Raw genomic sequence first — 25,600 nt, 5'->3', positions numbered from 1 at the left:
CTGAATTTGAAACGCTAATGCTGATCCCCTTCTCGCTTCGCGCATGAAGGGGATTTTTCGTTTCTATCCGCTTTATTCTCTTCATTCTCTCTTTATCCTACCTTCTTAACAGATAATCTGACTGTGCCAAGTCGGCATAAATTCATGGATTGAAATTCTACTGGCTCACTTTTTGAGACCAAAAAGCTCAGCTTTTAACACCCTGTTACAGGTATGTTAAAACTCGATTGTCTGAACAATTTATACAATATACATTCAACTCACCTTCAAGGATGAATCGAGTGAGGAAAGGATGAAACTACCTAAGCTACTTTTGTTGGCATCTATCATGAGCCCAATGTTTGCCGCTCCGACTTACGCCGTGCCGTACCCATCGGGCGTGACACTCGCCGAAGCACAAGAGATCACGCTTAATAACGGTGCAGAAGTGACGTCTATCGATCCGGCGAAGCAAGCAGCTGAGCCCGCATTTAACCTTGGTCGAGACTTGTTCGAAGGGTTAACCATTCAAGACAAACAAGGAAGAACTATTCCCGGCGTTGCGAAATCTTGGTCGGTGAACGACAACAATACGGTCTACACCTTTCAGCTTCGTGATGCAAAATGGTCGAATGGTGACAATGTCACTGCACAAGACTTTGTCTACAGTTGGCAGCGCCTACTCGACCCCAATACGGCTTCCCCTTACGCTTGGTTTGCCGCGATTCCAAACATCCAAAACTCACAAGCGATTATGAAAGGCGAAGCAACACCGCAAACACTTGGCGTAAAAGCACTGGACGAAAAAACCTTCCAAGTGACGCTTGAAAAGCCAATTCCATTTTTTATCAAGCTGCTTAGTCATCCGGTTCTTGCTCCGGTGCATCAAGCCACGGTTGAAAAATACGGCAGCAACTGGACGCAACCAAAACACATTGTTACTAATGGCGCGTTTACCGTTTCTGAGTGGAAGGTAAACGAAAAAATGGTGATGGTGAAAAATCCATATTATTGGGACGCAAGCAACGTCGTGTTGGATAAAATCACGTGGCTGCCGATCGGTGATGCCAATGTTGTGCTTAATCGCTATTTAGCGGGAGAAATAGACCAAGTGATGTCGATTCCTTCTGCGCAAAAGAAAAAGCTGATAACCAAGCTGCCACAAGAAGTCGCAGACACCAGTGCGTCACTTGGCTCGACGTTTTATTACCTCAACACCCAGCAGGGGCCAACCAAAGACCTGCGTGTTCGACAAGCCCTATCCTATGCCATTGATCGCAAGATCTTAACCGACGCAATTTTAAGAAACGGTGGTATCCCAATGTTTACCTTGGTGCCGCCACAAACCGATGGCTTTCAATCACACACCCCAGAATACGCGACATGGACAACAAATCAGCGTATCGACAAAGCCAAACGCTTATTGGCACAAGCTGGTTATAACAAAGCGAATCCACTCAAACTCACTTTCACTGTTCCTACCTTCTCTAAAGACGTGAAAATGGCAACAGCAATGGCAGGCATGTGGAAAAGCCGCTTAGGCGCGCAAATCACCATTAAACAACTCGAGCCTAAAGTGTTCTACGCATTAAAAGAGCCAACTGAAATCACTCGTGGCGGCTGGACCGCAGACTACAACGAAGCTTCAACATGGCTCGATATCTTCGTCTCCAATGGCGAGTACAACGATTCACGCTACAACAACCCCAAATATGATGAGTTGATGTCGCGTTCTAAAACCATGAATGACCCCTCAAAGCTGTATCTACAAGCAGAAAGCATGCTGATTGAAGATATGGCGATTATCCCGGTTTACCGTCCAGGCAACGATCAATATTTGATCAAGCCTTATGTTGGTGGCTACGAGCGTACTAACCCCGAGTCCTCGTACTACCGCAAGAATGTCTATGTGAAAGTCCACTAATGGCATGCTTTCGGCCTGAGTCGGCTCGGTAACACGCACTGACATTGCGAGTACATGGCATATCGTGTCGAACTTCTCTTCTCTCGGTGATGAGCTCAGGCCAATTTTTTTCTCTTTCTCGACGTGACGACATGTGACGTCGAATGACCAAAGGATGATGGATCATGATTTGGTACATTCTCAAACGATTAGCCATCGCGATTCCGACGTTGTTGTTTATCGCTTTGGTCTCTTTTTGGTTGATGCATATCGCACCCGGTGGACCGTTTGACATGGAGCGTCCTATGCCGGAAGTGGTTCGCGCTAACATCGAAGCCAAATTTCACCTCGACGAACCATTTTTGGTTCAGTTCTGGATTTATATTACCAACTTCGCTCAAGGCGATTTAGGACCAAGCTTTGTCTATCAAGACTTTACGGTGACTCAGTTGGTCGCTCAATCTTGGCCGGTCTCTGCCCTACTTGGCGTTCTGTCTTTTTGTATCTCCGTACCACTTGGTATGTTGCTCGGCACCATTGCTGCGTTAAAACGCAATAGCCGCTTAGATTACGGGTTGATGACCCTTTCCATGACGGGTGTTGTTGTGCCTGCTTTCGTCCTCGCGCCAATATTGGTGACGATATTTGCGATTCATTTAGGTTGGCTGCCTGCCGGTGGTTGGGAAGGAGGACAACTCGCTTTTCTCGTACTACCAGTGCTAAGCCTTGCGATTGGCTCTATCGCCAGTATTGCTCGTGTTATGCGCGGCGCCATGATTGAAACACTGAATCAACCTTATATTCGTACTGCAAAAGCCAAAGGGTTATCGACTGCATACATCTTGTTCCACCATGCACTGCGACCGTCATTGATCCCCGTCGTCGCCATGCTGGGTCCAGCTTTTGTCTCGGTTGTCACAGGTTCGGTCATCATCGATATCTTTTTTGGTACTGGCGGTATGGGTCAACACTTTGTCTCCGGCGCACTGAATCGCGATTACGGCTTAGTCATGGGTATTACTCTCATCGTTGCTTCACTGACGATCTTTTTCAATCTTGTGGTCGACTTGCTCTACACCGTTATCGACCCGCGTATCCGAGTTTAGGAGCCGAGCATGTTATCGATTAAAAAGCTGGATACTCAATCCTTACAAGACCGAGTTGTTGATAATATCGAAGCCATAGAAGGTCGCAGTCTGTGGCAAGACGCGTGGACTCGCTTTCGCAGAAATCGCGCGGCAATGACCTCCGTTTACGTGCTGGCGTTCATCATCTTGTGTATCACCTTTGGCCCTTCACTTGCTGCCTTTGGGCATGATGAGATTGATTGGAACATCCTTGCTGACCCTTACGAGTTGGGGAAACCCTCTTTGAGCAGCGGGCACTATTTTGGTACCGACGACCTAGGACAAGACCTGTTTGCCCGCACGATGCAAGGTGGTCGCCTGTCGATTGTGGTTGGCTTTGTTGGTGCCTTGGTTGCCGTTGTGATTGGCACTATTTGGGGCAGTATTTCCGGCTATCTTGGTGGTGTGGTAGACAGCGTAATGATGCGCATCATCGAAGTGCTCGACTCAGTGCCATTTATGTTCATGGTCATCCTGTTCGTGACCTTATTTGGCAACAACATCTATCTGATCTTTATCGTGATTGGCATGGTGTCATGGCTGGGTATTGCCCGAGTGGTAAGGGGCGTAACCTTCGGTATCAAAAAGCGCGAATTTATTGAAGCAGCGCACTCCATCGGCGTATCTAAATTCACCATTGTGCGTCGTCATGTGCTGCCAAACGTGCTTGGGATCGTGATGGTCTATTCGTCCTTAATGGTGCCCGGATTCATCATGTTTGAATCCTTCTTAAGTTTCTTAGGTTTAGGTGTTCAACCGCCAGACACCAGTTGGGGAGTCTTGATTTCAGAAGGCGCAAAAACCATCGACGTGGCATTGTGGATGCTACTTTTCCCATCGCTGTTTTTGGTCGCAACCCTGTTTTGTTTTAACTTCATCGGCGATGGCTTACGCGACGCCCTTGACCCGAAAGATCGATAAGGACTTCCCATGCTATCAATTGAAAACATGAACGTGCGCTTCGATACGCCAGACGGGCAAGTGCAAGCGGTCAGCAACCTCTCCTACACGATTCAAGCGGGAGAAACGCTAGGTATCGTTGGCGAGTCCGGCTCAGGCAAAAGCCAATCGGTGTTTGCGCTAATGGGGCTAACAGCTGATAACGGTAACGTCTCGGGCGAGGCGCGTTTTCATGGCGAGAACTTACTCGCGATGTCGAAGAAGCAACTAAACCGAATTCGCGCAGAGAAAATCGGCATGATCTTTCAAGATCCGATGACCTCTCTTAACCCGTTTATGAAGATTGGCAAACAACTCAGTGAAGTGCTGATGGTGCACAAAGGAATGAGCCGAAAACAAGCCATTGCAGAATCCATTCAGATGCTAGATGCAGTGCGGATTCCTTCTCCGGAAACGCGCATGAACCAATATCCACACGAGCTTTCTGGCGGTATGCGCCAACGTGTGATGATTGCCATGGCATTGCTGTGTAAACCGGAGCTGCTTATTGCCGATGAACCCACAACAGCACTCGACGTGACAGTACAAGCGCAAATCCTGACACTATTGCGTGAGTTACAACAAGAGTTCAACACCGCCATCTTGCTCATCACTCACGATATGGGCGTGGTCGCTGAAATGTGTGACCGAGTTTTAGTCATGTACGGCGGACAGAAAATGGAACAAGCCGATACGGACACCTTGTTCACCCAGTCAGCTCACCCGTATACCCAAGGGCTTCTAAAGGCGATCCCATCAATTACCGAAGATATGCCTCGTTTGCCAACCATTTCTGGTAACCCTCCAAGCGCTTTGATCAATCACAAGGGTTGCCCGTTTAGAGAACGCTGTGACTATCGTGAGCCACGTTGCCAAACACAAACACCTCGGTTCGCACCCCTTAACGGACGCCAATCCATCGCCTGTCATGTAAAAGCGCAAGGCAGTATTTCTCTTATTCATCAATCGGCTTAAGGAAACGTTATGACCCAGCAAGAAGTGTTATTGTCTGCCCGCGACCTGAAAGTCCACTTTCCAGTATCGCGCCATATCATTCCTAGTCGAAGAAAGATCGTCAAAGCGGTGAATGGCATTGACTTAGATGTGTTCCGAGGCGAAACCCTCGGCATTGTCGGCGAATCCGGTTGCGGAAAGTCCACATTGGCGCGAGCCCTACTTCGTTTGGTTGAACCCACACACGGCGCCCTGACGTGGAAAGGTGAAGATATGCGTGGCTTTGGCAAAAACGCACTCGCCCTTCGTCGTCGCGAATTCCAGATGATATTTCAGGATCCGTCAGCCAGTTTAAACCCACGCTTAACCATTTCAGAATGCATTGCCGAACCACTACTAACGCACGAACCAGGGCTAAAACGCGCCGAAGTTGAAAAGCGAGTCATCGCCATGATGGACAAAGTAGGACTGCTCGCAAGCCAGCGTAACCGCTATCCGCATGAGTTTTCTGGTGGGCAGTGTCAACGTGTCGGCATCGCACGTGCGTTGATTCTTAATCCCGACTTGGTCGTGTGTGATGAGCCTGTTAGCGCACTTGATGTGTCCATTCAGGCGCAAGTGATCAATCTACTCGATGACCTCAAACAAGAAATGGGACTGACACTGGTAATGATTGCTCACGATCTTAGCGTGGTACGTCATATTAGTGATCGCGTAATGGTGATGTATCTAGGTAAGCCGATGGAAGTCGGACGTTACGACCAAGTATTTGATGATGCGCAGCACCCTTATACCAAAGCGCTGCTTTCTGCTGTGCCAATCGCCAACCCTCAATTAGCACGCAACCGCGAGATCCAATTGCTGCCCGGAGATCTCCCTTCCCCGCTCAGCCCTCCGAGCGGTTGCGTCTTTCGAACCCGATGCCCAGAAGCAACCCAACTCTGCGGGCAGAAAAGCCCTGCAAAAATTGGCTCTGAGCAACATCATATCTATTGTTCAAACATGATTTCAGGAAGTCTTTCATGAATATAACAAACTCGGTAAATCAACGCCTTTCATCGCTGCGAGATGCGATGGCAACTTATAACGTTGCAGCCTACATCGTAACAAACAACGATCCTCACAATAGTGAATACTCTGCGGATCATTGGGCTGGTCGAACATGGATTTCTGGTTTTACCGGCTCGGCAGGAAACGTTGTTATCACGACTCAAGGCGGTGGGTTATGGACCGACGGTCGTTACTACATTCAAGCTGAAGAACAGCTTCATGGTACTGGACTCAACCTATTTAAAGCGCGTCAGCCAGAGACGCCAAGTATTCCTAAATGGTTAGCCAGCACGTTAGAAGCCAACAGTACCATCGCGGTAGATGGGCGCTCTATCAGCTATGCATTTTACCAAGAACTCAAACAAGCGCTTGAGCCTAAAAACATCCAGATTATCCTCGACCTCGACTTACTGAAGCCAATCTGGCATGACCGCCCTAGCAGACCAACTGAGCAGATCTTTGAGCACCCTGTCGCCTTTGCCGGCATAGAGACCAAGCAAAAACTGGCAGACCTTCGCTCTTGGCTTGCCGACAACCACGTTAACGGTTTGTTGGTGTCAACGTTAGACGATGTAATGTGGACGCTAAATATTCGCGGCGCAGATACTCCTTACTGCCCGGTATCTGAAGCGTATCTTGTGGTGGAACAAACGCGCGCTACCGCATTTATCGACAAAGCGAAGTTGCCCGTTGAGATAGAAAAGCAACTCAACGAGCAAGGTGTCAGCGTTCGTCATTACGACTACGTGAGCCAATATTTGAATCAGCAATGTGAAGGGCTTTCTATTGCGTTTAACCCAAGCTACGCCGACAGTTTGTTGGTCAGTGCAATTGAGCAAAACGTTTCACTAAAGCCAATGGCTTGCCCGGTCACCGACATGAAAGCCAGCAAAAACCCGACCGAGCTAGCCAATCTCGAACAATCATTGAAGGACGATGGTGTGGCAGTAGTGCGGTTCATGAGTTGGCTAGAAGACCAAGTCCCAAGTGGGCTTGTTACTGAATTGTCTGCTGAGGCACAGCTAAAAAGTTATCGCCGTCAAAATCGTCATTATGTAAGCGACAGTTTTCGCACCATCGCAGGCTTTGCTGCCCATGGTGCCAAAATGCACTACGCCGCTGATGAAGAAAGCAATGCCGTCGTCAACGAGAGCAATTTCTTTCTTGTTGACTCTGGCGGTCAATACCTTGGCGGCACTACGGATATCACCCGTACTTTCCATTTCGGGTCACCGACCATTAAACAGCGCAAAGACTACACCTTAGTGCTCAAAGCGGTCATCCGACTGACTCAGACTCGATTTATGAAAGGCTCTACGGGTGCCAATCTCGACATCATGGCTCGCGGTGTGTTGTGGCAGCATGGTATTGATTATAAATGCGGCACGGGACATGGCGTTGGTATTTGCTTAAATGTTCATGAAGGTCCACAAAATTTTTCGCAAAGCCATCGCGAAGTGGAACTGAAACCAGGCATGGTGATCACCAACGAGCCGGGCGTGTATCGCGAAGGTGAATACGGCGTTCGTATCGAGAACATCATGAAAGTCGTGGAAGTCGAGCAAAACGAATTTGGCACATTTTACGGTTTTGAGACCATTACCCTCGCCCCGATTGCCACCAGCATGCTCGATATCACCTTACTTAGCCAAGACGAGGTGGATTGGTTAAATCACTATCACACGCAGGTTTACAAAGCGCTCAGCCCATCATTAGATGCGCATGACAAAACTTGGTTACAAGGTGCAACCCAGATGGTTGAAAAATAGCGTTTTCTTCATCTCTAATTTCATTTTCATTTCAAACTCTTATTAACTTCAAATAACTTAGTTTGATTGCCAGTCCTCGGGCTGGCTTTTTTCTTCTCACTGATTCATTCCTCGCTAAAAATCCCTTTTTTCTTAGAACAACATGCCATTCGCATACATAGGAAACATCATTTTGTATAGATAGATAAATACGAATTTGGACATAAGATACCAATCTAATTTCGCGATCAAATCAGAGCTGGAAGCAAAATCACAAGCGCAATTCATGCTATCTATTTCGCCGTCAATTCCCATCAGATAATCAAATCTGTAAGCCACTCACATTGAGATTGCTTATGTAATCCCCTCCATACTGTGTCGAGCTTCTGGCGACACATAAATGTCTATTCCATTGGCAAAAGTAGAGTCTAATATGAAGAAAAACACGCTCGCTTGGCTGATCTCATCCTTGTTAGGAAGTACAGCCGCTTTCGCAAACGCGAACCACGACCTAACCTTGGTCGAAGTCGGTAACCAAACCTTTGAACGCATAGAAATGCTCAAACAGTTAGCAGACAAAGGTCAAGGCACGTCCCAGCGTGATGGCGAAACCTACCTTGATTTTCAAGGCTATGAATACTGGGTTAACTTCGATGGCTACCCTAAGTTCCCATTCTTATTCGGCGATCAAGACCAAGCCTACCGCAATGTGGTGGACTTCGTCGGTCCTGAATGGGAATTCATCATGTACAACGGTGGCTTCTACCTGATGCACAAAGAGTTTGGCGTGATGAACCCAGACGACACGGGTTGCTACGTAGAATATATCCCTGCAGCCCGAGGCTCGAAGCGTCCAAATGGCGAATACATTTGGCAGTCAGATATGATTCAAAACATCGAGACTTCTGATTGTGGCGACCTATCTGCGCCAAACATCAATGCATTGAACGTAGCCAGCGTTTCAGATCAAGGTGTTCAGCTAAAATGGGCTACGCAAAACGCGAATGACAATGTGGTTTTGACGTTGACCGAATCAGGTTCAGAGCCTGTTCGTTATGATAACGTTCACTCTGGCTTGTTCATTGGCAACCTGAAACCAGACACTCGGTACACGGCGGAGCTTTCTTCGTGTAATGCGATTGATTGTATCGAGCCGCAAAAGATTGAGTTCACGACAAGTGCAGCACGCCTTGGTTACGCAGACGAATTGCCGCTAGTAAATCACTTGAATGGCGATTTGACTGGTTCTATCCATTTTGCTCAAACCCATACGACCACCGCCCCGAATCAAAACGATGTTAACCTGTTCCCTGACTTGGTGATCGACCGTGAAGCTTTGCTTTTATTCACGCCAGAAGACAAAACCGTTCAACAAGTTTGGGTAGAAGTGAGCTTTGAAGGCACTGTCATCACTCGCCTCCCAATGCTACCACCAAGCGCGCTTGCTGCTTCTGATCAGCCAGAGAATGGACGTTCTAAAGTGGTATTCTCCCATCATGCGTGGTCACTGCTGCTGCAATGGGATTGGATGAAGCCAGGCTTGTCACTGCGCTTAACCGATAACACTGATCGCCAAGGCGACTTAGCTGCTAATGAACTTGTCTTTGGCGGCGCGCCGGAGCTTATCATTCAAAACATCGACATGGGTATGCTCACGGCGCCGCGTGATGGCAATACCATGATCAAAAACATGGCAAAACTCAGCGCCGATTACTTCCAGAAAATCCCAGCATCTAAAATGGTGATGGCGGATTACACTGCCGCTTATTTCCCGAAAGTGACGCTGCCAAACGGTAAGGTTTACACCACAAGCTCCGATGGTGAAGGTGGCTGGCACGGCGGTGACATGCGTGAAGCCATTGGTAAAGCACTGGTCTCTACAGGTGTGAATAATGCGAACGTTGGCATTACCGATAGTGCTGGCTATTCGCAAGCTTACAATAAACGCTTCAACCATATTACTGCGCACACCAACCGCGGCGTATACACCAACGGCGTTATTGACCATGGCGGCAGTGGCGGTGGTGGCATCGTGACGTTAACGGCAACAACCGGTAACGAATGGTCGCACGAGCTGGGTCATAACTATGGTCTCGGTCACTACCCTTGGTATGCTTCTACGCACGATTTGGAATCTGGTTGGGGTTGGGATGCTCTGCATCGCCGCTTTATCGGTAACTTACACTGGACAGGTGAAGCCACAACTAACGATGTGGGTGGTGAAGTGGTGCCACCATTTGCGGGTGAATTCCGCTTTATGCGTGACGCTCAAGCCGGTGGCGAAGCCGCACTATTGGGCACTATTAGTCATTACACGTTAGAGCACCCTTCTCAGTCTCGCCGTGTACAAACGTGGCTCAATAACGGCTTTAACGTCGATTTAAACAGCTCGACTGGTTATGTTCGTTGGAATCAAGAAAGCCAAAGTTACGAAGAAGCACAAACCGACACGCCAGTACCTACTGCAGCAGGCGTGCCTGTTGTCACCATGTTGGGCATTTACGATCCGCGTAACGAACTTGCAAACCAAGTGTACCCGCTAATTTACTCCAACTACGGCAACGTATTTGAGCTGCCTTCTGCACCCGACGTAACTTACCATCCGGAAGGTTGGCAAGCGGTGTCTTCTTTGTCTGACGAGCAAATTCAACAAGATTTGTGGCAAACGATGAAGGTCAACAACCAGCAGGCTCGTATTTGTCAGTTCAGCTACACAGCAAGCAACGGCGAAAGCGCAAACTTCGTCGGTACAGTCAGTGCGGATATGGCGCGTTGTGAAAGCAGCGAAGACATGTACTGGAACATCAATGGTCAGCGTGAGCGCATGATATCTCAAGATCATGACTACTCGCTGCTGTCTAAATACGGTGAAGGTGCTGTGACTTACACGCCGAACGCCGAAATTGGCGAAGTACCGCTTTGCGTGCTTGATAAATCTGGCACAAGCCATGATGGTGCGGGCTACTTTACCTCTTCCCATTGCCAGCAGTTTAGTGGCGTGAAACACAACAACGGTGCAGATTGGCGTTACGCGCGACATCAAGGTGGAATGCATCAGCCAAGTATGATCTCTCAACGTAGCTGTGCAGTTACTGTGGAGCGCCAAGATGGCTCAGTACAGAACATTGCGGTTGCAAGTAGCCGATTAAACGACTCACAAAGCAATAAGTTCCACTTTAACCTAGAGCAACTGCCACTACCGACTCGTGTCACCTTAAGTTGTACTGACGTGAATGGTGAACAAGTGCTAGATAGCTTGATCCCTGATCAAAACCCAGCGCTAGATAAACTTGTTGGTCCTATCTTTGTTGGTCAGGAGCACGGTTACAAACAATACGTTGATGAACAAGTCATGTTTGCCGACAACGCAGCATTAAACCGCATCGACTTTGGCTTTGTGGCTGACTTCGACAAGTTCGTAGCAGACAACTACGGAGCGGGTGTGCTGAACAATGGTGAGACAAGTGCAGAACGCCGCGCTGGTGCACTTTACGTGTACCCTAACCCAGTCACCGGCACTCGCGATTACTTCTTAATGCGTGATATCTCTGCGGCGGATTTCCCAACCAACCAAGCAGACAATGAAGGCTGGAAGTACCTAGGATCAGCGGAAAACCATGTCCAGTTTGGTTTTAACCCACTGAAAGTCGATCGTAGTAACATCGACAATGCACAGCGCATTGCCAACTACTTCAATCAACCGCAGTTGCTAACGTGGGAACAAGCGAGTTCAACGGCATGGGGACAATCTGAGAACGCTATTTTCATTGATACCGATGAAAGTGGTGAGCGCCGTTACTTTATGCAAAAACGTCCGGGAGTGAACAGCGCGTTGCCAGTTCAAAACACCTCTGACGCTGATTGGCGCTTTATTGGTAGCGATACGGATATTGAACAGTACATTGCTGAGCTCAACAGTGACCTAGCTAAGTTTGAAGCCGAAATCTTAAACTGGCACAAGCAAGATCGCATGGGAGTTTGGGGCGAGAACAACAACACGGGAACGATAAACGATATTTACGTGTACCACTTCCGTGGTGGTTACCATTACTACCGCCTCATTGACGGCAAGTACTGGTACTTCCCTTGGCCAACGGAGGCGAACCCAAACAACGCTGATTGGCAGTACTTGGGGCACTTCTAAGCCTTAACCGATATTCAATATGAATAAAAACGCCCAGCACAATGTAAACTCGTGCTGGGCGTTTCATTTTCTGTTGTTACTAGGACCAGTTGATCTTAATTAACAGAAACAGTGTTTACTGACGACAACCTGAGGTATCAAAGTCCACTACAATCGCGGCATTTTCAAACTCACCAGAGATTTTAACGTACCCCCAGTAATTGCGCTGATTGGACAAGGTAATACACTCAGCATTACCCGCATTGTCTGACCACGCATGGTGATTTGAACCGTTTGGCCAACCATCATTGCTGTACTCAATTTTCAGGTCGCCTACCCCATTTGCCGTGGTGATTGCCATACTGGTGTGCTCATTGACCGCTGGGATACTCAACCAAATGGTTTGTTGCGTCGCCAAACACGCCGCTTGTCCCGCAGTTAAGCGTCCACCACTGATTTTACTTTGCACTGCACAATCTTGTGGTAGCGCATCAGAACCGCCCTGCGCCGTAATAGTAAGACTGTGTGTCGTGCTTGCGGTTAGCCCATCATTATCAGTCACGGTTAAGCTGATCGTGTACTGCCCTTCACTGCCATATTGGTGCGACGGCTGGGTTTGTGTGCTGGTCGTGCCATCACCGAAATCCCACAAGACGCTGACGATCTTCCCGTTTGCATCCGTGCTGTTTTCACTGCTAAATGTAATGCTTTCACCGACTTTACCCTCACTGTTTGCGGTTATGACTGCATTAGGAGCATCACCAGAAACAAGAGCTTGTTGCCACTGTTCAAACTCGCTCTGGTATAAGATTGCCCACTGATTGATGGTTGCTTTGTAATTTGCCCAATTACCCTGACGAGTTTCTATCAGCATTTGATTTACGTCGTCTTTATGTCGCTCAAACATGAATCGAACCGCCAAGTAACCCCAGCGATAAATTCTATCGACATCAAAGCCATCATAACTGGTCTCAAAGATCTCACTGAGCGTAAACGTTGACCCATCTTTGATGGTGTCTATCGCAGCTTGGTTATCGTTCTCCTTCGACACATATTCGGCAATGCCCTCACTCCACCACACGATTCTTTCAGTTGGATGACCGAAGCCACCATAAAGGTCAAATCGTCCATCAAGGTAATGAACATACTCGTGCTCTAGGTTCCACACAAAGTGATCCGGATTGGCGTAAGGCGCTTCATAAGCAACAAAATTAGGGATGTTCCCCGGCGTTGCTGGATCGCCCTCAAGGTACATCCCACCATTGTTGGTATTGATGTTAAAAATCGGTCCAGCGTATTTGCCGTAATCATCGCTTGAATCAAAGATGTTGACCTGCAACTGCGTGTTGTAGTCATCCTCAACAGGTTGTCTTCCTGTCTCAAGTGAAGTGTGGAAATACCCCTCTTCGTACCCCATCTTCGAACAAGCCTCGACGTGCTGATCTTGCGTCATGTTCTGCGACAAAATACGAATGGTAGGACTACATGTGTACGATTGAGAAAGCACTAAACCTTTCAACTGGGACTCAAAGTTACAAATTCCATAGTCACTACAATCCGCGTAATAAGAGACCGTATCGGCGGCGCCAAGCCAAATGGCATCGCCTCTACCGTACATCTCGTATTGAGCAAAGATCTCGGTCAGTTTGCTTTTCACTGTACTGGAAGCACTACCGGAATATTTGGTTAATCGTCCTAACTCACGACCAGCATTCGCTGCCATAAACTCATCACTCGCACCGATAGCTGACGAGCGCAGTGCAAAATCCCCTAGTGCTTTAACAAGCTCAGTCTGATTACCGATGGTTTGCACAAATTGCTCATTCCACTGACCACCAAACAAAATGGTAAATACGCCATTCACTGCATTACGCATGTACCAGTTCTGAGCGTATTGACTGTCCCAGCGAGTGAGCCACTGCGTAACCTGTGGTAGATAGGCATGCTGGAGCCCTGCACTGTCCATAGTGATAATGACTTCGCTGAGCACCTTGCCATGGGGGTCACTGTTCTCATAAAAGTTCGCATTGTTAACGAAGGCATCGACGGCTTCTTTTACTGCAGGGGTCACCCAAGAAAGAAACGAGACCTTGTTGTTGTAAAACTCAGCGTAATAACCTGCTCGCAAATACAGGAACAAAGCTTCAAGCTCATCACTGCCGCCCCCAGCGTAGGCTTTCGCTAAATTGGTCGTGTGCTTTGCAATGTTGTACATGTGCCCAGAGTCGAACGCCGCTTCTTGTATTCGACTCTCGGCTGAGAAAAGCGCATTAACACAACTTGCTCCTTGGGTTTTGATTGCGTTGAGCACATCATTGCTACTGTTCGAAGTGAAAGCTTCTACATCACACACGTTTGCTGCCTGCTCCGCAGACCGAGTAGAAAGGGTACGAAGGGTCGGTTTCGGTTGCTGGGGAAGCAGCTTAGTTGGTGCATAATCTGGCAACGCTCTATCATTACCGCTTTGATGAGCGTGATGTTGATATATTTCTGTGACTTGCTGCGATGGCTCACTTAAAGCAAGCGCATTCGTACTAGCAAAGAAGGTCGCTATCGCGACGGTGAGATTTTTTAGTTCCATCTTTATTCTTCTATATGATGAGTTCCTTAAATGCCGTTACCACTTAGGCATCACCATTTACTCTTCTCACGACAAAGAGCACTCTCATATAAAGCGCCTTGAGCTTTAAAAGAAACAATTCATTAACATTCAAGAACTTTGGTCTCAGTTTCTAGTACTCAATCTGCCAGAAGACGAACTTTATAAAATCCATTTGCTTGATTTAGGTTTGCCGGCTAGCGACATTAGCAATAATTAATTTAATAACATTCAAGAGTAACTGAGAGAATGAACTGGGATTGGAGGCACAAAAAAGCCCTCGGATTCGAGGGCTTTCTTTATTCATCTCATGCTGCTTTGTTTTCATGCAACATGGATATCTGGTCTTTCACCGAGTATAAAAACTCGATGTTTGGTGTCTTGTCCGTATATAACTCATACTCAAGTGAATTGTAGAAGTATTGTCTTGCGGAGGAATTCAGAACTTTGGCAAAGGACAAAGCTTCCAACTCATGCTCTATCTCTTTTTTGGTCATATTCGAGTAACCGAGGCTTTCATCTTCTGAGAAACTCTCTTGTACATTGCGAACATACGCATGACAATCTTCGATAAGCAATCGAACAGATTCAATACGTTGCTCTATGGCCATCATTTGCGAACCATTCCACTTGAGTTTTTCTTGCTCTAGCTTGTCTTTCAGTCCACCTTCCTGCAACTTGGTGTTGTTATCTTTGATTCTTAATAGTTCATCAAGAACCTGATGGAATTCTGACTCTGCCCTAAGCCTCAAAATCTCCAACTCCTTGGAGAATAGTTTCGCTCTGAGTTCGCTAGCTTGATACAAGCCAGAAACCGCAGCATTTTTGCTAACTCCAAACATAAAAACCTACCAAACACATACTTTATTAAAACAGTAGCACATCAAAACAAGGGAGAACCACATCAGACTAAAAATGCGCTTCTCTTTCTCAATATTTTGTTAATTGTAACTCATAATCGTAGTTTGATATTACTACCGACCACATGCTATCTGAAGGAAAATCACATAGTTATTTTGATAAAATTATTTATCCACAATAATCAAAAACTTGACCAATGTTATAAATCTGGAAATTCAAAATAAATATAGAGCACAAAAATACTATTTTCGTTTTCAAACGCTATTGTCAGGCTTTTGACAAGTTATCGCTGTTTTTTGAACAACCAATTTGTACCTAAATCACCAGACGCTTTGGCTTTGTATACCTAACACGCTAGAATGCGCCCTCTTTTCCTTTTCTGACGCATTCCCATGACTGACGCTGATATCGAGCTGCAACACCTTTGGTTAGAAGTCCAAGCTGAGCGCTGGCAGAACCTGTCACGCTTTTTGTTTAGCTATTACTGCTACAAACACAACCTCGTGAGTAAAACCAATAAAGTGTGTTGGGAAACTGCCCGTGCTTCACTACCTTGTTCTAAGACGATTACCGAGCGCAAACATGCAGTTATCGAACCATTGATACCGGAAGATACGGTCGTTGGACTATTAAAAACCATCAGTAAAGATGGCGATATGAGCTTTGAAATAATGACGAGCACACTCGACACGTTTTTGCGCTATGTTGTGATCAGCAAACAAGAAAAAGCCCAGCTAAAACCCAACATGCCGACAAGTTGGTATCAGCAAGAGAGCAAGCCATTAATGGCACGTTTTGAGCACGCAGGTATTGTCATTTAAGGTACGTCGATGCAATTACAAACCCTAGGTAAAGGACGCTTTGAGGCGCAATGGAGTGAAGATAAACATCTCATCGAAAAAACGATCCGAGATTGCATCTGTACGCGCCGAATTTTTGATGAAAACGAAAAGCTCCTCACCCAAGGTGAGCATGTCGAGAACTTATATTTGGTCGATTCAGGGCGCATCTCTATGGGCGTTACAGCAAGAAACGGCAAAACCTTTCTGCTTGGCACGCTAGAGTGTGAACAACAAGTCTTTGGTGAAATGGAGTTCTTTACTGGCTACCGCTGCCAAATGGACATTGCTCCTGTAGAACCGGTTGAAGTTGCGATTATTGACGCGCAAAAGCTGCAAAAATGCTTGTTAGAACAGCCTCGACTGTCGCTTTACTTTGCCAGCGCCATCGCGATTGATTACCAAGATACGGTGGAGATTCTTTCTCGCCGATTACTCTACCCAATCACCTACAATGTGGCATACGACATCTATCATCAGTATTTAAATGATCTTCCAGTGGATGGGTTCCAAAAGAACTATTTGGAAGCGGAGCGATTTGCCACCTCAGATCGTGTTTATCGCCGCGCGGTGAAAGAGCTTGAAAACAAGGGCTTTATCGCCAAAGAAAAGAAAGGCTTACGTATTCTCGACTTGGACGGACTGCGTAATTTTGTCGAAGAATAGCTGAGTTCTTCAATCGTAAATGAGAAAAGGTCTGCACAATGCAGACCTTTTTGTTCTCTTATTAATTTAAGCGGCTTGCGTTTGCTCTACTGTCTTAAACTTCATTGAAACCACCAGCATTGCGACGACCACTGCGTAGATAACTGGAATGGCGTACATCACGGTTTGCAGACCAACCACGCTTTCCATTACCGAACTGATAGCTGGGCTGAACATCGCGCCCGCACTGCCGCTGATTAAGATGTAAGACACGTTCTTACTGGTTGCATTGCGCACAAACGATACACCGTAAGCGATGAAAGCATTGTAAAGCGCAGCACAAGCAAAGCCGTAACCGTAAGTCAGGTATGACAACCATTCTAGTTTATCCGTGGTGACGATAACGCTGGTGATCACCATAGCAACAGAGATGATAGTCAGTAGGAATGTCTGAATCTTCATGCGCGAAACAATCACGGTAGAAACCAATGCACCAACCAGAGCGGCAGACCAGTATTGAGTGATGATATTGCCTGCTTGCTCAAATGGAATATCAAACTTCTCTTTCACGAACATTGGTGCCCAAGTTAGGAAGGTGTACAACGCAAGCATACCTAGGAACAAACCTACGCCACCGCTGATGATGCCGAAGTTCCATTCAGATTTTGCTTCTTGTTCAGAGCCGCTTTCGCCACCACATCGGTTAAAGTTGGTTAGTAAGGCAACAAACATGGTTGCCAACGCCACAACGCCCACACTTAGGTAACTGATGCTCCAATTCATTGCGTTCGTCAGCGCGTAAGTGGTGATCAATGGGAAGACGACGCCAGCAATGTTAAAGGTCGCGTCTTGAACCACCAGCATGGTGCTTTGAATTTTGTCTTTCCACACCGACACCACGATAGTACCCGCGATACAAAGACCGACACCGCCACAGAAGCCAATTACGGTCATGCCGAGCATCACGATAAACAGAGAAGGCGCGACATATAGACTCAGTGCTGCCGCGGCAATCGCGCCGTAACACAGTACGGTCATGCGTTTGATGCCGACTTTTTCAATCAAAAAGAAAGCCGCGATAGTACCGGCAAGTGCGCCGCCGTTTAACAGTGAGAAAATCGATGCGACTTCGTTAACGTTCGCATCAAAGGTGTTGGCTAGCGGTTCAACCAACATACCAAATTGGGTCGCAAAACCCGCCATAATGAAGTTAGCGAGAAAGCTAATTGCGGTGAGTGTTATTTTATTTTTCATAATTCACTCCAAGGGCTCATAGATAGATGTTCTTAGTATTAGAGAGAGCCAGCGAGCCAGCTCTCAAAGAAAACTTAATTGTAGGGTTAAGCTTTAATCGCTGTTTCTAGCGCAATTTCAATCATATTGTTGAAAGAAAGCTGACGCTCTTCTGCTGTGGTTTCTTCGCCAGTAATGCAGTGATCAGACACAGTCAAAATCGCCAGCGATTCAATACCGAATTGGTGTGCCAAGCCATACAAGCCCGCGACTTCCATATCCACACCAAGTACGCCAAAGCGCTCTAAGGCTGGGATCATGTCTTCATCCGGATCGTAGTAAAGATCGCCAGTGAAGATGTTACCCACTTTGACATCAATGCCCTTCTCTTTCGCAGACATGTAAGCGTTGTGCAGCAGTTCAAACGTTGCAGACGTTGCCATATGGTAGCCACTGCTGCGCTTAGCATTCGTCGGTGAATCTGTGCCTGCCGCTTGGGCTAGGATAACGTCACGCATGTGAACGTCTTTTTGCGTCGCGCCGATGCTGCCGATTCGGATGATGCGTTTCACACCAAAGTCATTAATCAGCTCGTGCCCATAGAGCACCATTGATGGAATGCCCATGCCGTGTCCCATCACTGAAATGCGCTGACCTTTGTAATAACCGGTGTAACCCAACATGTTACGAATGTCCGTAACCAGTTTGGCGTCATCTAGGTAGGTTTCCGCGATGTATTTCGCGCGTAGCGGATCACCCGGCATGATAACAGTTGAAGCAAAATCTTCTGCAGAACCTGCGATATGAGCAGTCATAATGTTTTCCTCGTTCGTTCTGATGGCGCAATCATAATGAGGAAGCAGGGCAAAGTTTCAGGACAAAAGTCCGGTTTGAAAGTACGAGCTCTCATAACTGAGCAAAGCGTCAGTATTCAACGAAAAAAGCGCCCACAAGGAGGCGCATTCGGTCAAAAAAGTGAGTAATTCTTTGCAGAGAAAGCTCAGGGTAACCGCAAAATGGCTTGTTGCTTTAACCAGATTTATTCTTGAATGCCACGGATACGCACGTTTCGTCTGCGCAGTATTTCTAGCGTGACAAGCAGACACACCGACATAAAAATCAACAGTGTCGCGACGGCGAGTATGGTCGGACTGATTTGCTCGCGAATGCCAGACCACATTTGCCTTGGTACAGTTTTTTGCTCCGCCCCTGTTAAGAACAGCGCGACCACCACTTCATCAAACGAAGTGCCAAAAGCAAACAAGCCGCCGGAGATCATACCCGGGCGAATTAGAGGAAACGTCACATGCCTGAAGGTATACACCGGATTCGCTCCAAGGCTAGCAGCGGCTTTAACTAAGCTGTGGTCAAAACCACTCAGTGTTGCCGTTACCGTGATCACCACAAACGGTGTACCAAGTGCAGCGTGAGCCAAAATGATGCCGATGTAAGTCTGGGAAAGTCCTAATCGCGTATAGAAGAAATACATAGCTGCCGCCGAGATGATCACCGGAACAATCATTGGCGAGATCAGTAGCGCCATAATAGCATTGCGAAACGGCAAATTACTGCTGGCTAATCCTAGTGCCGCTAATGTGCCAAGCGCTGTGGCAATTAAAGTTGCCATCAAAGCGATAAAAGTGCTGTTTTTGAGCGCTAACAACCACTGCTCGTTGGTGAACATCTCTTGATACCAACGCACTGAATACGCCTCGGGGTCGAGATTTAGCATGCCCTCAGTAAAGGTGAAATAAGGTGTGGCATTAAACGATAAAGGAATGATAGTTAAAATCGGTGCGATAAGGAAAAACAGCACCAAGCCACAAAAGACCAAATACCCAGCGTAGGCAACTCTCTCGCCTTTGGATGCATAATTTGGCAAACCCATGATTACCCTCCTACCTTGATATTATTAATGCCCACGACGCGGTTGAACACATAAAATAGCGTTAACACCACAAACAGCAATAGACCGCCTAAAGCCCCTGCCATGCCCCAGTTCAACGAGGTTTGCATGTGATAAGCAATCATGTTGGAAATCATCTGCCCGCTTCGTCCACCCACCAATGCTGGTGTGATGTAAAAACCGATGGAAAGGATGAAGGTCAACAGCGCACCAGCACCAATACCGGGTAATGTCAGCGGCATATAAACTTTGGTAAACGCCACCAAAGGCGTGGCACCGAGTGAACGAGCTGCACGGAAGTATGTCGGACTAATGCCCTTCATCACGCTATAAAGCGGTAAAATCATGAACGGCAAAAGGATGTGAACCATCGATACCGCGGTGCCAAACGTATTGTGGATCATTTGAATCCGTTCCGACGTTAAGCCAGACCAAATCAGTAAGTCATTAATCACACCTTGGTTTTGCAACAACACAATCCAAGACGTAGTCCGAACAAGTAACGAAGTCCAAAACGGTAGAAGAACAACGATCAACAATAGGTTTGCGCGCTTGTCTGGTAAGTTTGCTAACAAGTACGCTACGGGGTATGCCATCACCAAACAAATGAGCGTGATTAAGACCGACATCCAAAAGGTTTTAAAGAAAAGGTCGACGTAGATCTGGCGTTTTTCTGGTTGCGCTTCAATTTCACCAAACTCATTCACTTGCATGTCTAATGCCGCTAAATAGTGACTCAATGTAATGGCACCACTGAGGTTCTTAAACGCCGCCCAATACTCGGTTTCTGCCCAGCGCTTATCGAGCTTAGATAACTCTGTCATCGATGCTGGCAATGACTCAAGGCGAGATAGCTTTCTTCCCGTTTTCATCATTAAGCTGCGCATTCCGGAAACTTCAATATTCATGCGATTGGCGATTTTTGGTAGCGTTTTGCTTTGATACAAACCCAATAGCTCATGAGAAAACGCAGCGATCACTTCTGGATGCGGCTGACCTCGATAGTCCCAGCTTTCCAGCGCTTGAATTGTTTCTGGCAATGCTTGAGGTATGGCTCGATTGTCGACACTGCGATACAGCATTTCTAAGATAGGAAATGCAAAGGTGAGTAAAATGAAACACACCAAGGGCACAGTAAGCATGATCGAACGGATGGTTTTTCTCCGTTCTGCTTTTTGCAGCTGAGCTTTGAGATCGTGTTCTTGCTCATGAACTTGGCGCTCGATTTCCAATACCGAGTCCAACGAGGTTAGCTCTCGACTCATGCAGCCTCCTCATTGCATTCCGTTTGCGGTTGAGATTGAGGTTGTGAGCAATCAAGGGCGTGACAATCTTCACTTTGCCAGCCGATGCGGCATTGTGCGCCCGGAGTAAGTGAGAGATGGGGGCGATTGTCATTTGGCACTTTGACGACGAGTTTACCCACCGTCTCAACGTCAACCACTAAGCGATAATGGTCACCATGGTAAATCAGCTCACGCAAGATACCGGAAACTTGGTTATCACACAGGTCACCATCAGACTGAAGGATGATTTTTTCAGGTCGAATCGAAAGCATGGTACGCTGCCCTCGCTCTGTAACTCTTACCGGTTTCGCATTGAATGCCGCCTTCCCGACTTGCACTTGGCAGCGAGCATCATCTAACGTGTTTACAATACCGGTAAGTTGGTTGTTCTCACCAATAAACTGCGCCACAAACGCATTGCTTGGCGATTCGTACAACTCAGTTGGCGGCGCCAATTGCTGCACTTCGCCATGGTTAAATACCGCAATGCGATCAGACATCGTCAGCGCTTCATCTTGATCGTGCGTCACGTACAAAATGGTGATGCCGAGCTTTTCGTGAAGATGCTTTATTTCCATCTGCATTTGCTCGCGAAGCTGCTTATCCAGCGCACCCAACGGCTCATCCATCAACACAAGTTTTGGCTCGAACACCAAGGCTCTGGCGAGTGCAACGCGCTGTTGTTGACCTCCGGATAATTGCTTGGGATAACGACTAGCAACGTGCCCTAGCTCCACCATGTCTAATGCGCTTTGCACTTTGCTCTCGATGGTTTCACTATCGAGCTTGCGAACCTTCAGTGGAAAAGCAAGGTTTTCAGCAATGGTCATATGGGGAAAGAGCGCGTAGTTTTGAAATACCATGCCGATGTCTCGCTTATGCGGAGCAAGGTTATTCACCGGCACGCCATCAATATAAATTTCGCCGCCAGTGGCGGTTTCAAACCCTGCCAGCATCATTAAGCACGTGGTTTTGCCCGAACCGGAAGGTCCAAGCATGGTGACAAACTCACCAGGGGCAATATCTAAGTTAAAATCTTTTACAACCAAGTTGGTGCCATCGTAGGTTTTCTTAACGTGTTGAAAGCTGACATAGTCCTTGTTCGCCGAATTCATGGCTTCCCTCCTCTCACTTTTTTGAACATCAAGAATAAGCAGAGCGTCAGTTAACGCCCTGCTAAGCAGCTTGGTTATAAATTGTATTTAGTTAGGTCTAAACGAGTAGCAAGCGCATGCTCGACCAATTGAATCACCTGTTCACGCTCTGCTCCTTGCAAGATTTGACGAGGGGCACGAACTTGCTCAGAGCCGCGTCCACACACTTGCTCCGCCAGCTTGATGCACTGAACCAAAGTTGGGATGGTGTCTAAACGCAGCAATGGTAGGAACCAGCGGTAAATCTCCAACGCTTCTGCGTAACGACCTTGACTTGCCAACTTGTAAATCGCTACTGACTCTTCAGGGAATGCATTGGTCAAGCCAGAGATCCAGCCTGTTGCACCAAGCATTAGTGATTCAAGCGCAATGTCATCAACGCCGCTGAACACGGTAAAGCGATCGTCAAATTGGTTGTAGAGTTCTGTAATGCGGCGCGTATCGGTGGTGGACTCTTTCACCGCCACAATGCTTTCAAATTCAGCCAACTTCGCCATGATGTCGAGATTGACATCCACCCCGTAAGAAACGGGGTTGTTGTAAATCATAATTGGCATTTCTGGCGTCGCTTGCGCCAAAGTGCGGTAGTAATCAAAAGTCTCGCTTTCTGACGTGCGGTACACCATTGCTGGCATCACCATACAGCCATCAATACCGATTTTTTGAGCGTCTTGCATATAGTCAATCGCTGCAGTGGTGATGGACTCTGCCGTACCTGCTATCAAAGGTACACGACCATTGACCACTTCTTGTGCTGCCTGCAATACCTGACGTTTTTCTTCTGGATACAAGGCGCAGTTTTCTCCTACCGTACCCAAACAGATAATGCCGTTGACGCCATCTTTAATTTGGTTATCGATAACGGTTTGCGTTGCATCTAAATCAATTGACTGATCGTGACGAAACTGAGTACTGACAGCTGGATAGACACCTTTCCATTCTACTTTCATGAACTTCCTTCCCTATATGTATATTGTATGCAATTTAAAAAGGCGAGCAAAAATGCTCAAACTAGGCTGATGCCGCTTTCTTTCAATACCGCTTTTACGGCGGCTAAATCGGCTAAGGCACTGCCCACCGATTTGTATAAGGTGATCGCCTCATCACTCTGACGCGCTCTCACTTCTTTGGCGCAAAGCTGTGGCAACTCTCCTTTAATCTGCTCGGCGTTAAACACGCCCTCTTGGATTGGGATCAGTAAATCTCCTGCTTCCGCTAACACATTGATACGGCTATCGACATACACCAGTGCGCGCTGCACAACTGTCGAGTCACACTCTCGTTTATCCGAATCATGATTACCCACTAAGTCGATATGTGTGCCGGGTAGAACCTTTGCACCATCAAACAATGGTGTAGCGGAAGCTGTTACACAACTAATGATATCAACGTGTTCAAGAGTCTCATCGACGCTCTCAACCACCGACACCGCAAACTGACGTTCGATTGGCAAGGATTGATACTCTGGCGAAGAGACAATGCGATCAACGGTAGCCATCGCTTTGTCCAAGCTTCGTCCCCAAACATAAACCTGTTTAAGCGGGCGAACTGCGGCATACGCCCACGCAAAATATGGTGCCAAATTACCAGTTCCGTATATCAGCAACCGAGAAGCGTTTTCACGCGCTAGGTAATCCGCAGCTAACGCAGACGCCGCTGCCGTGCGCCAGAAGGTCAGCACTTTTCCATCGACCAATGCGACAGGCTGACCATCTTCTCTTTTAAACACCAAGATTTTGGAAGCCAGCGTATCTTTGCCATGTGCTGGGTTCTGTGGGAAATAGGTAAAAGCTTTAACCGCGATTAAGTCTTGGCTCCATGCTGGCAGCAAAGCAAATGCTTCATACTTACCTTCTTCCAAAGGCATCACTCTTCGCTGGGGAATAGCAGCAGGCTGGGCATAAGTTTCTCGCATGGTTTCAATCAATGAATTCATGCTCAAACACTTGGCAACTTGCTGCGCATCGATAACGTTCATGGTTTCTCCAAAGCAAATAAAAGGAAACGTCAGAGGCGGAACTTTTGGTTATCAAGCCCGTCCCTTCAGTGGTAACACTCAACTGAGCTAGCGCTTGATTAACGCCTAATTAAGCAGCCAAGTGTTAAACTCTTCGTTGAGCTCATCGGCATAATCCGACCACCACTCGTCATCAATCAAAAAGGCTGTTTTAAAGTTCTGCGGTGCGGTAGGCAGGTTTGCCAAAATCTCAGGGCTTACTTGCGCCGACGACGACTTACGGGTTGGACCATAGGCAACGTATTTTGCTTGGTCAGCTAAAGGCTTAGTACCCGACGAAAAGGCGATGAAATCGAACGCTAGCTTGGTGTGTGCACTGCCTTTTGGAATCGCCCAGCCGTTCATGTATCCCATTTGGTGATCCCAAATAATGCGAAATGGCTGACCTTCATCTTGTCTGGCATTATGGATACGACCGTTAAATGCTGAGGCTATCACCACTTCTTTGTCGGCGAGCATTTGTGGTGGCTGAGCACCAGTGGTCCACCACAACACTTGTGATTTGATGGTATCGAGCTTTGCAAATGCTCGCTCGCGCCCTTGTTCGGTCTCTAGCAAGGCATAAACCTCTTCAGGCTTCACGCCATCCGCCAACAGCGCCCACTCTAAGTTACCTTGAGGCTGCTTTTGTAGCGCACGTCGACCAGGAAAGTTCTGCAAATCAAAAAGGTCGGTCAACTTGCTAGGTGCAGCTTTGCCTTTAAATGCCTCTTCATTAACGGCGAGTACCGTCGAGACCACAATCGAGTTGATTGCGCATTCGTGAATCGCCCCTTCAATGAAATCTTGCTCTGCTGGCGTGCCATCTGCACCCGGCGGCAAAATACTCGGATTAACAGGCTCTAACAGCCCTTCTGCACAGCCGCGTACAATGTCTGGCTTGTCTAGTGATACCAGATCCCAGCGCACATTATTGGCTTCTACTTGTGCTTTGATTTCGGCTAAACCACCACTGAAGTCTTCTGAGACAATCTCAACGCCCGTCTTTTTGATAAAAGGTTTGTGGTACGCCTCAACTTGGCTCTTGGTAAACGCACCACCCCAAGACACAATCGTTAATTTCTCTTCTGCGTATGCAGAGGTCCCCAACAGCATTCCTGAAATCAACATCGCCAGTGGTGCTTTCGTCATTCGTGACATGTTTTACTCCTTTGGTCGTTTTCTGGAGGTATCCGGATACGGCTGCTGGACACCTTGTTGTTAAATTTTCGTTAACATTAGCATTAAATATATTTTA

Annotated in this window: 19 protein-coding genes; 9 read left to right on the top strand and 10 right to left on the bottom strand. The window is 47.3% G+C overall.

Annotation, left to right across the window (positions count from 1 at the left end):
* The first annotated feature begins 292 nt into the window (after nt 1-292).
* The 7 genes from VCHENC03_RS13395 (at nt 293) to VCHENC03_RS13425 (ending at nt 11,844) form a co-directional block, all read left to right on the top strand.
* Nucleotides 293-1,903, top strand: a complete 1,611-nt coding sequence (locus VCHENC03_RS13395) for a peptide ABC transporter substrate-binding protein (RefSeq protein ID WP_009705957.1) — start codon at nt 293-295, stop codon at nt 1,901-1,903.
* A 164-nt stretch (nt 1,904-2,067) separates the two neighbouring features.
* Nucleotides 2,068-2,988, top strand: coding sequence for an oligopeptide ABC transporter permease OppB (gene oppB / locus VCHENC03_RS13400; RefSeq protein WP_009705956.1), 921 nt, complete (start codon nt 2,068-2,070; stop codon nt 2,986-2,988).
* Between the two features lie 9 nt (nt 2,989-2,997).
* Nucleotides 2,998-3,930, top strand: a complete 933-nt coding sequence (locus VCHENC03_RS13405) for an ABC transporter permease subunit (protein WP_009705955.1) — start codon at nt 2,998-3,000, stop codon at nt 3,928-3,930.
* Nucleotides 3,931-3,939: 9 nt separating this feature from the next.
* Entirely contained in the window at nt 3,940-4,923 is a 984-nt protein-coding gene (locus VCHENC03_RS13410) for an ABC transporter ATP-binding protein (protein WP_009705954.1), read from the top strand.
* 9 nt (nt 4,924-4,932) lie between these two features.
* Nucleotides 4,933-5,928 carry an ABC transporter ATP-binding protein gene (locus VCHENC03_RS13415; RefSeq protein ID WP_009705953.1) on the top strand — a complete coding sequence of 332 codons (996 nt, stop codon included), beginning with the start codon at nt 4,933-4,935 and terminating at the stop codon, nt 5,926-5,928.
* Nucleotides 5,925-7,721: an aminopeptidase P family protein gene (locus VCHENC03_RS13420; protein WP_009705952.1), complete on the top strand. Its 1,797-nt coding sequence runs from the start codon at nt 5,925-5,927 to the stop codon at nt 7,719-7,721. Before VCHENC03_RS13415 ends, VCHENC03_RS13420 begins: the two co-directional genes overlap by 4 nt.
* A 412-nt stretch (nt 7,722-8,133) precedes the next feature.
* Nucleotides 8,134-11,844, top strand: coding sequence for a M66 family metalloprotease (locus tag VCHENC03_RS13425; RefSeq protein WP_157621124.1), 3,711 nt, complete (start codon nt 8,134-8,136; stop codon nt 11,842-11,844).
* 115 nt (nt 11,845-11,959) lie between these two features.
* On the opposite strand, the gene VCHENC03_RS13430 is transcribed toward VCHENC03_RS13425, so the two are convergent.
* Together VCHENC03_RS13430 and VCHENC03_RS13435 are read right to left on the bottom strand one after the other, a co-directional pair.
* Nucleotides 11,960-14,404: a collagenase gene (locus VCHENC03_RS13430; RefSeq protein ID WP_032802704.1), complete on the bottom strand. Its 2,445-nt coding sequence runs from the start codon at nt 14,402-14,404 to the stop codon at nt 11,960-11,962.
* Between the two features lie 326 nt (nt 14,405-14,730).
* On the bottom strand, nt 14,731-15,264 hold the full coding sequence (locus VCHENC03_RS13435) for a hypothetical protein (RefSeq protein WP_009705948.1): 534 nt from the start codon (nt 15,262-15,264) through the stop codon (nt 14,731-14,733).
* Between the two features lie 411 nt (nt 15,265-15,675).
* Between VCHENC03_RS13435 and VCHENC03_RS13440 the strand changes: the two genes are divergently transcribed.
* Nucleotides 15,676-16,104: a hypothetical protein gene (locus VCHENC03_RS13440; protein WP_009705947.1), complete on the top strand. Its 429-nt coding sequence runs from the start codon at nt 15,676-15,678 to the stop codon at nt 16,102-16,104.
* A gap of 9 nt (nt 16,105-16,113) precedes the next feature.
* Nucleotides 16,114-16,788, top strand: coding sequence for a Crp/Fnr family transcriptional regulator (locus tag VCHENC03_RS13445; protein WP_009705946.1), 675 nt, complete (start codon nt 16,114-16,116; stop codon nt 16,786-16,788).
* A gap of 66 nt (nt 16,789-16,854) precedes the next feature.
* Here VCHENC03_RS13445 and tsgA read toward each other — a convergent pair whose 3' ends face one another.
* The 8 genes from tsgA to VCHENC03_RS13485 all read right to left on the bottom strand — a co-directional run bounded on the left by tsgA (nt 16,855) and on the right by VCHENC03_RS13485 (nt 25,503).
* Nucleotides 16,855-18,021, bottom strand: a complete 1,167-nt coding sequence (gene tsgA, locus VCHENC03_RS13450; protein WP_009705945.1) for an MFS transporter TsgA — start codon at nt 18,019-18,021, stop codon at nt 16,855-16,857.
* 86 nt (nt 18,022-18,107) lie between these two features.
* A complete protein-coding gene (gene deoD, locus VCHENC03_RS13455) occupies nt 18,108-18,818 on the bottom strand; it encodes a purine-nucleoside phosphorylase (protein WP_370445480.1) in 711 nt (236 codons plus the stop codon).
* Nucleotides 18,819-19,039: 221 nt separating this feature from the next.
* Nucleotides 19,040-19,888 (bottom strand): ABC transporter permease, encoded by an 849-nt coding sequence (locus tag VCHENC03_RS13460; RefSeq protein ID WP_005439919.1) that lies wholly within the window; start codon nt 19,886-19,888, stop codon nt 19,040-19,042.
* 2 nt (nt 19,889-19,890) lie between these two features.
* Nucleotides 19,891-21,171, bottom strand: coding sequence for an ABC transporter permease (locus tag VCHENC03_RS13465; protein ID WP_009705944.1), 1,281 nt, complete (start codon nt 21,169-21,171; stop codon nt 19,891-19,893).
* Complete coding sequence (locus tag VCHENC03_RS13470; protein ID WP_009705943.1) at nt 21,168-22,307, bottom strand: ABC transporter ATP-binding protein; 1,140 nt, start codon at nt 22,305-22,307, stop codon at nt 21,168-21,170. Before VCHENC03_RS13470 ends, VCHENC03_RS13465 begins: the two co-directional genes overlap by 4 nt.
* 74 nt (nt 22,308-22,381) lie before the next feature.
* Entirely contained in the window at nt 22,382-23,296 is a 915-nt protein-coding gene (locus tag VCHENC03_RS13475) for a dihydrodipicolinate synthase family protein (protein WP_009705942.1), read from the bottom strand.
* Nucleotides 23,297-23,352: 56 nt separating this feature from the next.
* Nucleotides 23,353-24,324, bottom strand: a complete 972-nt coding sequence (locus VCHENC03_RS13480; protein ID WP_009705941.1) for an ornithine cyclodeaminase family protein — start codon at nt 24,322-24,324, stop codon at nt 23,353-23,355.
* A gap of 105 nt (nt 24,325-24,429) precedes the next feature.
* Complete coding sequence (locus VCHENC03_RS13485; RefSeq protein WP_009705940.1) at nt 24,430-25,503, bottom strand: polyamine ABC transporter substrate-binding protein; 1,074 nt, start codon at nt 25,501-25,503, stop codon at nt 24,430-24,432.
* Nucleotides 25,504-25,600: the final 97 nt, after the last annotated feature.

This window comes from Vibrio sp. HENC-03 (genome assembly GCF_000305755.2).
Classification (GTDB): domain Bacteria; phylum Pseudomonadota; class Gammaproteobacteria; order Enterobacterales; family Vibrionaceae; genus Vibrio; species Vibrio owensii.
Note: the sequence above shows the minus strand (reverse complement) of the source record. Positions and strands in the feature narration are given on the sequence as shown.

Excerpts from the sequence above, each read along its gene's own strand:
- VCHENC03_RS13410 (WP_009705954.1), top strand. The coding sequence starts at position 3,940 with ATGCTATCAATTGAAAACATGAACGTGCGCTTCGATACGCCAGACGGG.
- VCHENC03_RS13415 (WP_009705953.1), top strand. The coding sequence starts at position 4,933 with ATGACCCAGCAAGAAGTGTTATTGTCTGCCCGCGACCTGAAAGTCCAC.
- VCHENC03_RS13475 (WP_009705942.1), bottom strand. The coding sequence starts at position 23,296 with ATGAAAGTAGAATGGAAAGGTGTCTATCCAGCTGTCAGTACTCAGTTT.
- VCHENC03_RS13470 (WP_009705943.1), bottom strand. The coding sequence starts at position 22,307 with ATGAATTCGGCGAACAAGGACTATGTCAGCTTTCAACACGTTAAGAAA.
- VCHENC03_RS13405 (WP_009705955.1), top strand. The coding sequence starts at position 2,998 with ATGTTATCGATTAAAAAGCTGGATACTCAATCCTTACAAGACCGAGTT.
- VCHENC03_RS13465 (WP_009705944.1), bottom strand. The coding sequence starts at position 21,171 with ATGAGTCGAGAGCTAACCTCGTTGGACTCGGTATTGGAAATCGAGCGC.
- VCHENC03_RS13440 (WP_009705947.1), top strand. The coding sequence starts at position 15,676 with ATGACTGACGCTGATATCGAGCTGCAACACCTTTGGTTAGAAGTCCAA.
- oppB (WP_009705956.1), top strand. The coding sequence starts at position 2,068 with ATGATTTGGTACATTCTCAAACGATTAGCCATCGCGATTCCGACGTTG.
- tsgA (WP_009705945.1), bottom strand. The coding sequence starts at position 18,021 with ATGAAAAATAAAATAACACTCACCGCAATTAGCTTTCTCGCTAACTTC.
- VCHENC03_RS13430 (WP_032802704.1), bottom strand. The coding sequence starts at position 14,404 with ATGGAACTAAAAAATCTCACCGTCGCGATAGCGACCTTCTTTGCTAGT.
- VCHENC03_RS13435 (WP_009705948.1), bottom strand. The coding sequence starts at position 15,264 with ATGTTTGGAGTTAGCAAAAATGCTGCGGTTTCTGGCTTGTATCAAGCT.
- VCHENC03_RS13460 (WP_005439919.1), bottom strand. The coding sequence starts at position 19,888 with ATGGGTTTGCCAAATTATGCATCCAAAGGCGAGAGAGTTGCCTACGCT.
- VCHENC03_RS13425 (WP_157621124.1), top strand. The coding sequence starts at position 8,134 with ATGAAGAAAAACACGCTCGCTTGGCTGATCTCATCCTTGTTAGGAAGT.
- VCHENC03_RS13480 (WP_009705941.1), bottom strand. The coding sequence starts at position 24,324 with ATGAACGTTATCGATGCGCAGCAAGTTGCCAAGTGTTTGAGCATGAAT.
- VCHENC03_RS13485 (WP_009705940.1), bottom strand. The coding sequence starts at position 25,503 with ATGTCACGAATGACGAAAGCACCACTGGCGATGTTGATTTCAGGAATG.
- VCHENC03_RS13420 (WP_009705952.1), top strand. The coding sequence starts at position 5,925 with ATGAATATAACAAACTCGGTAAATCAACGCCTTTCATCGCTGCGAGAT.
- VCHENC03_RS13445 (WP_009705946.1), top strand. The coding sequence starts at position 16,114 with ATGCAATTACAAACCCTAGGTAAAGGACGCTTTGAGGCGCAATGGAGT.
- VCHENC03_RS13395 (WP_009705957.1), top strand. The coding sequence starts at position 293 with ATGAAACTACCTAAGCTACTTTTGTTGGCATCTATCATGAGCCCAATG.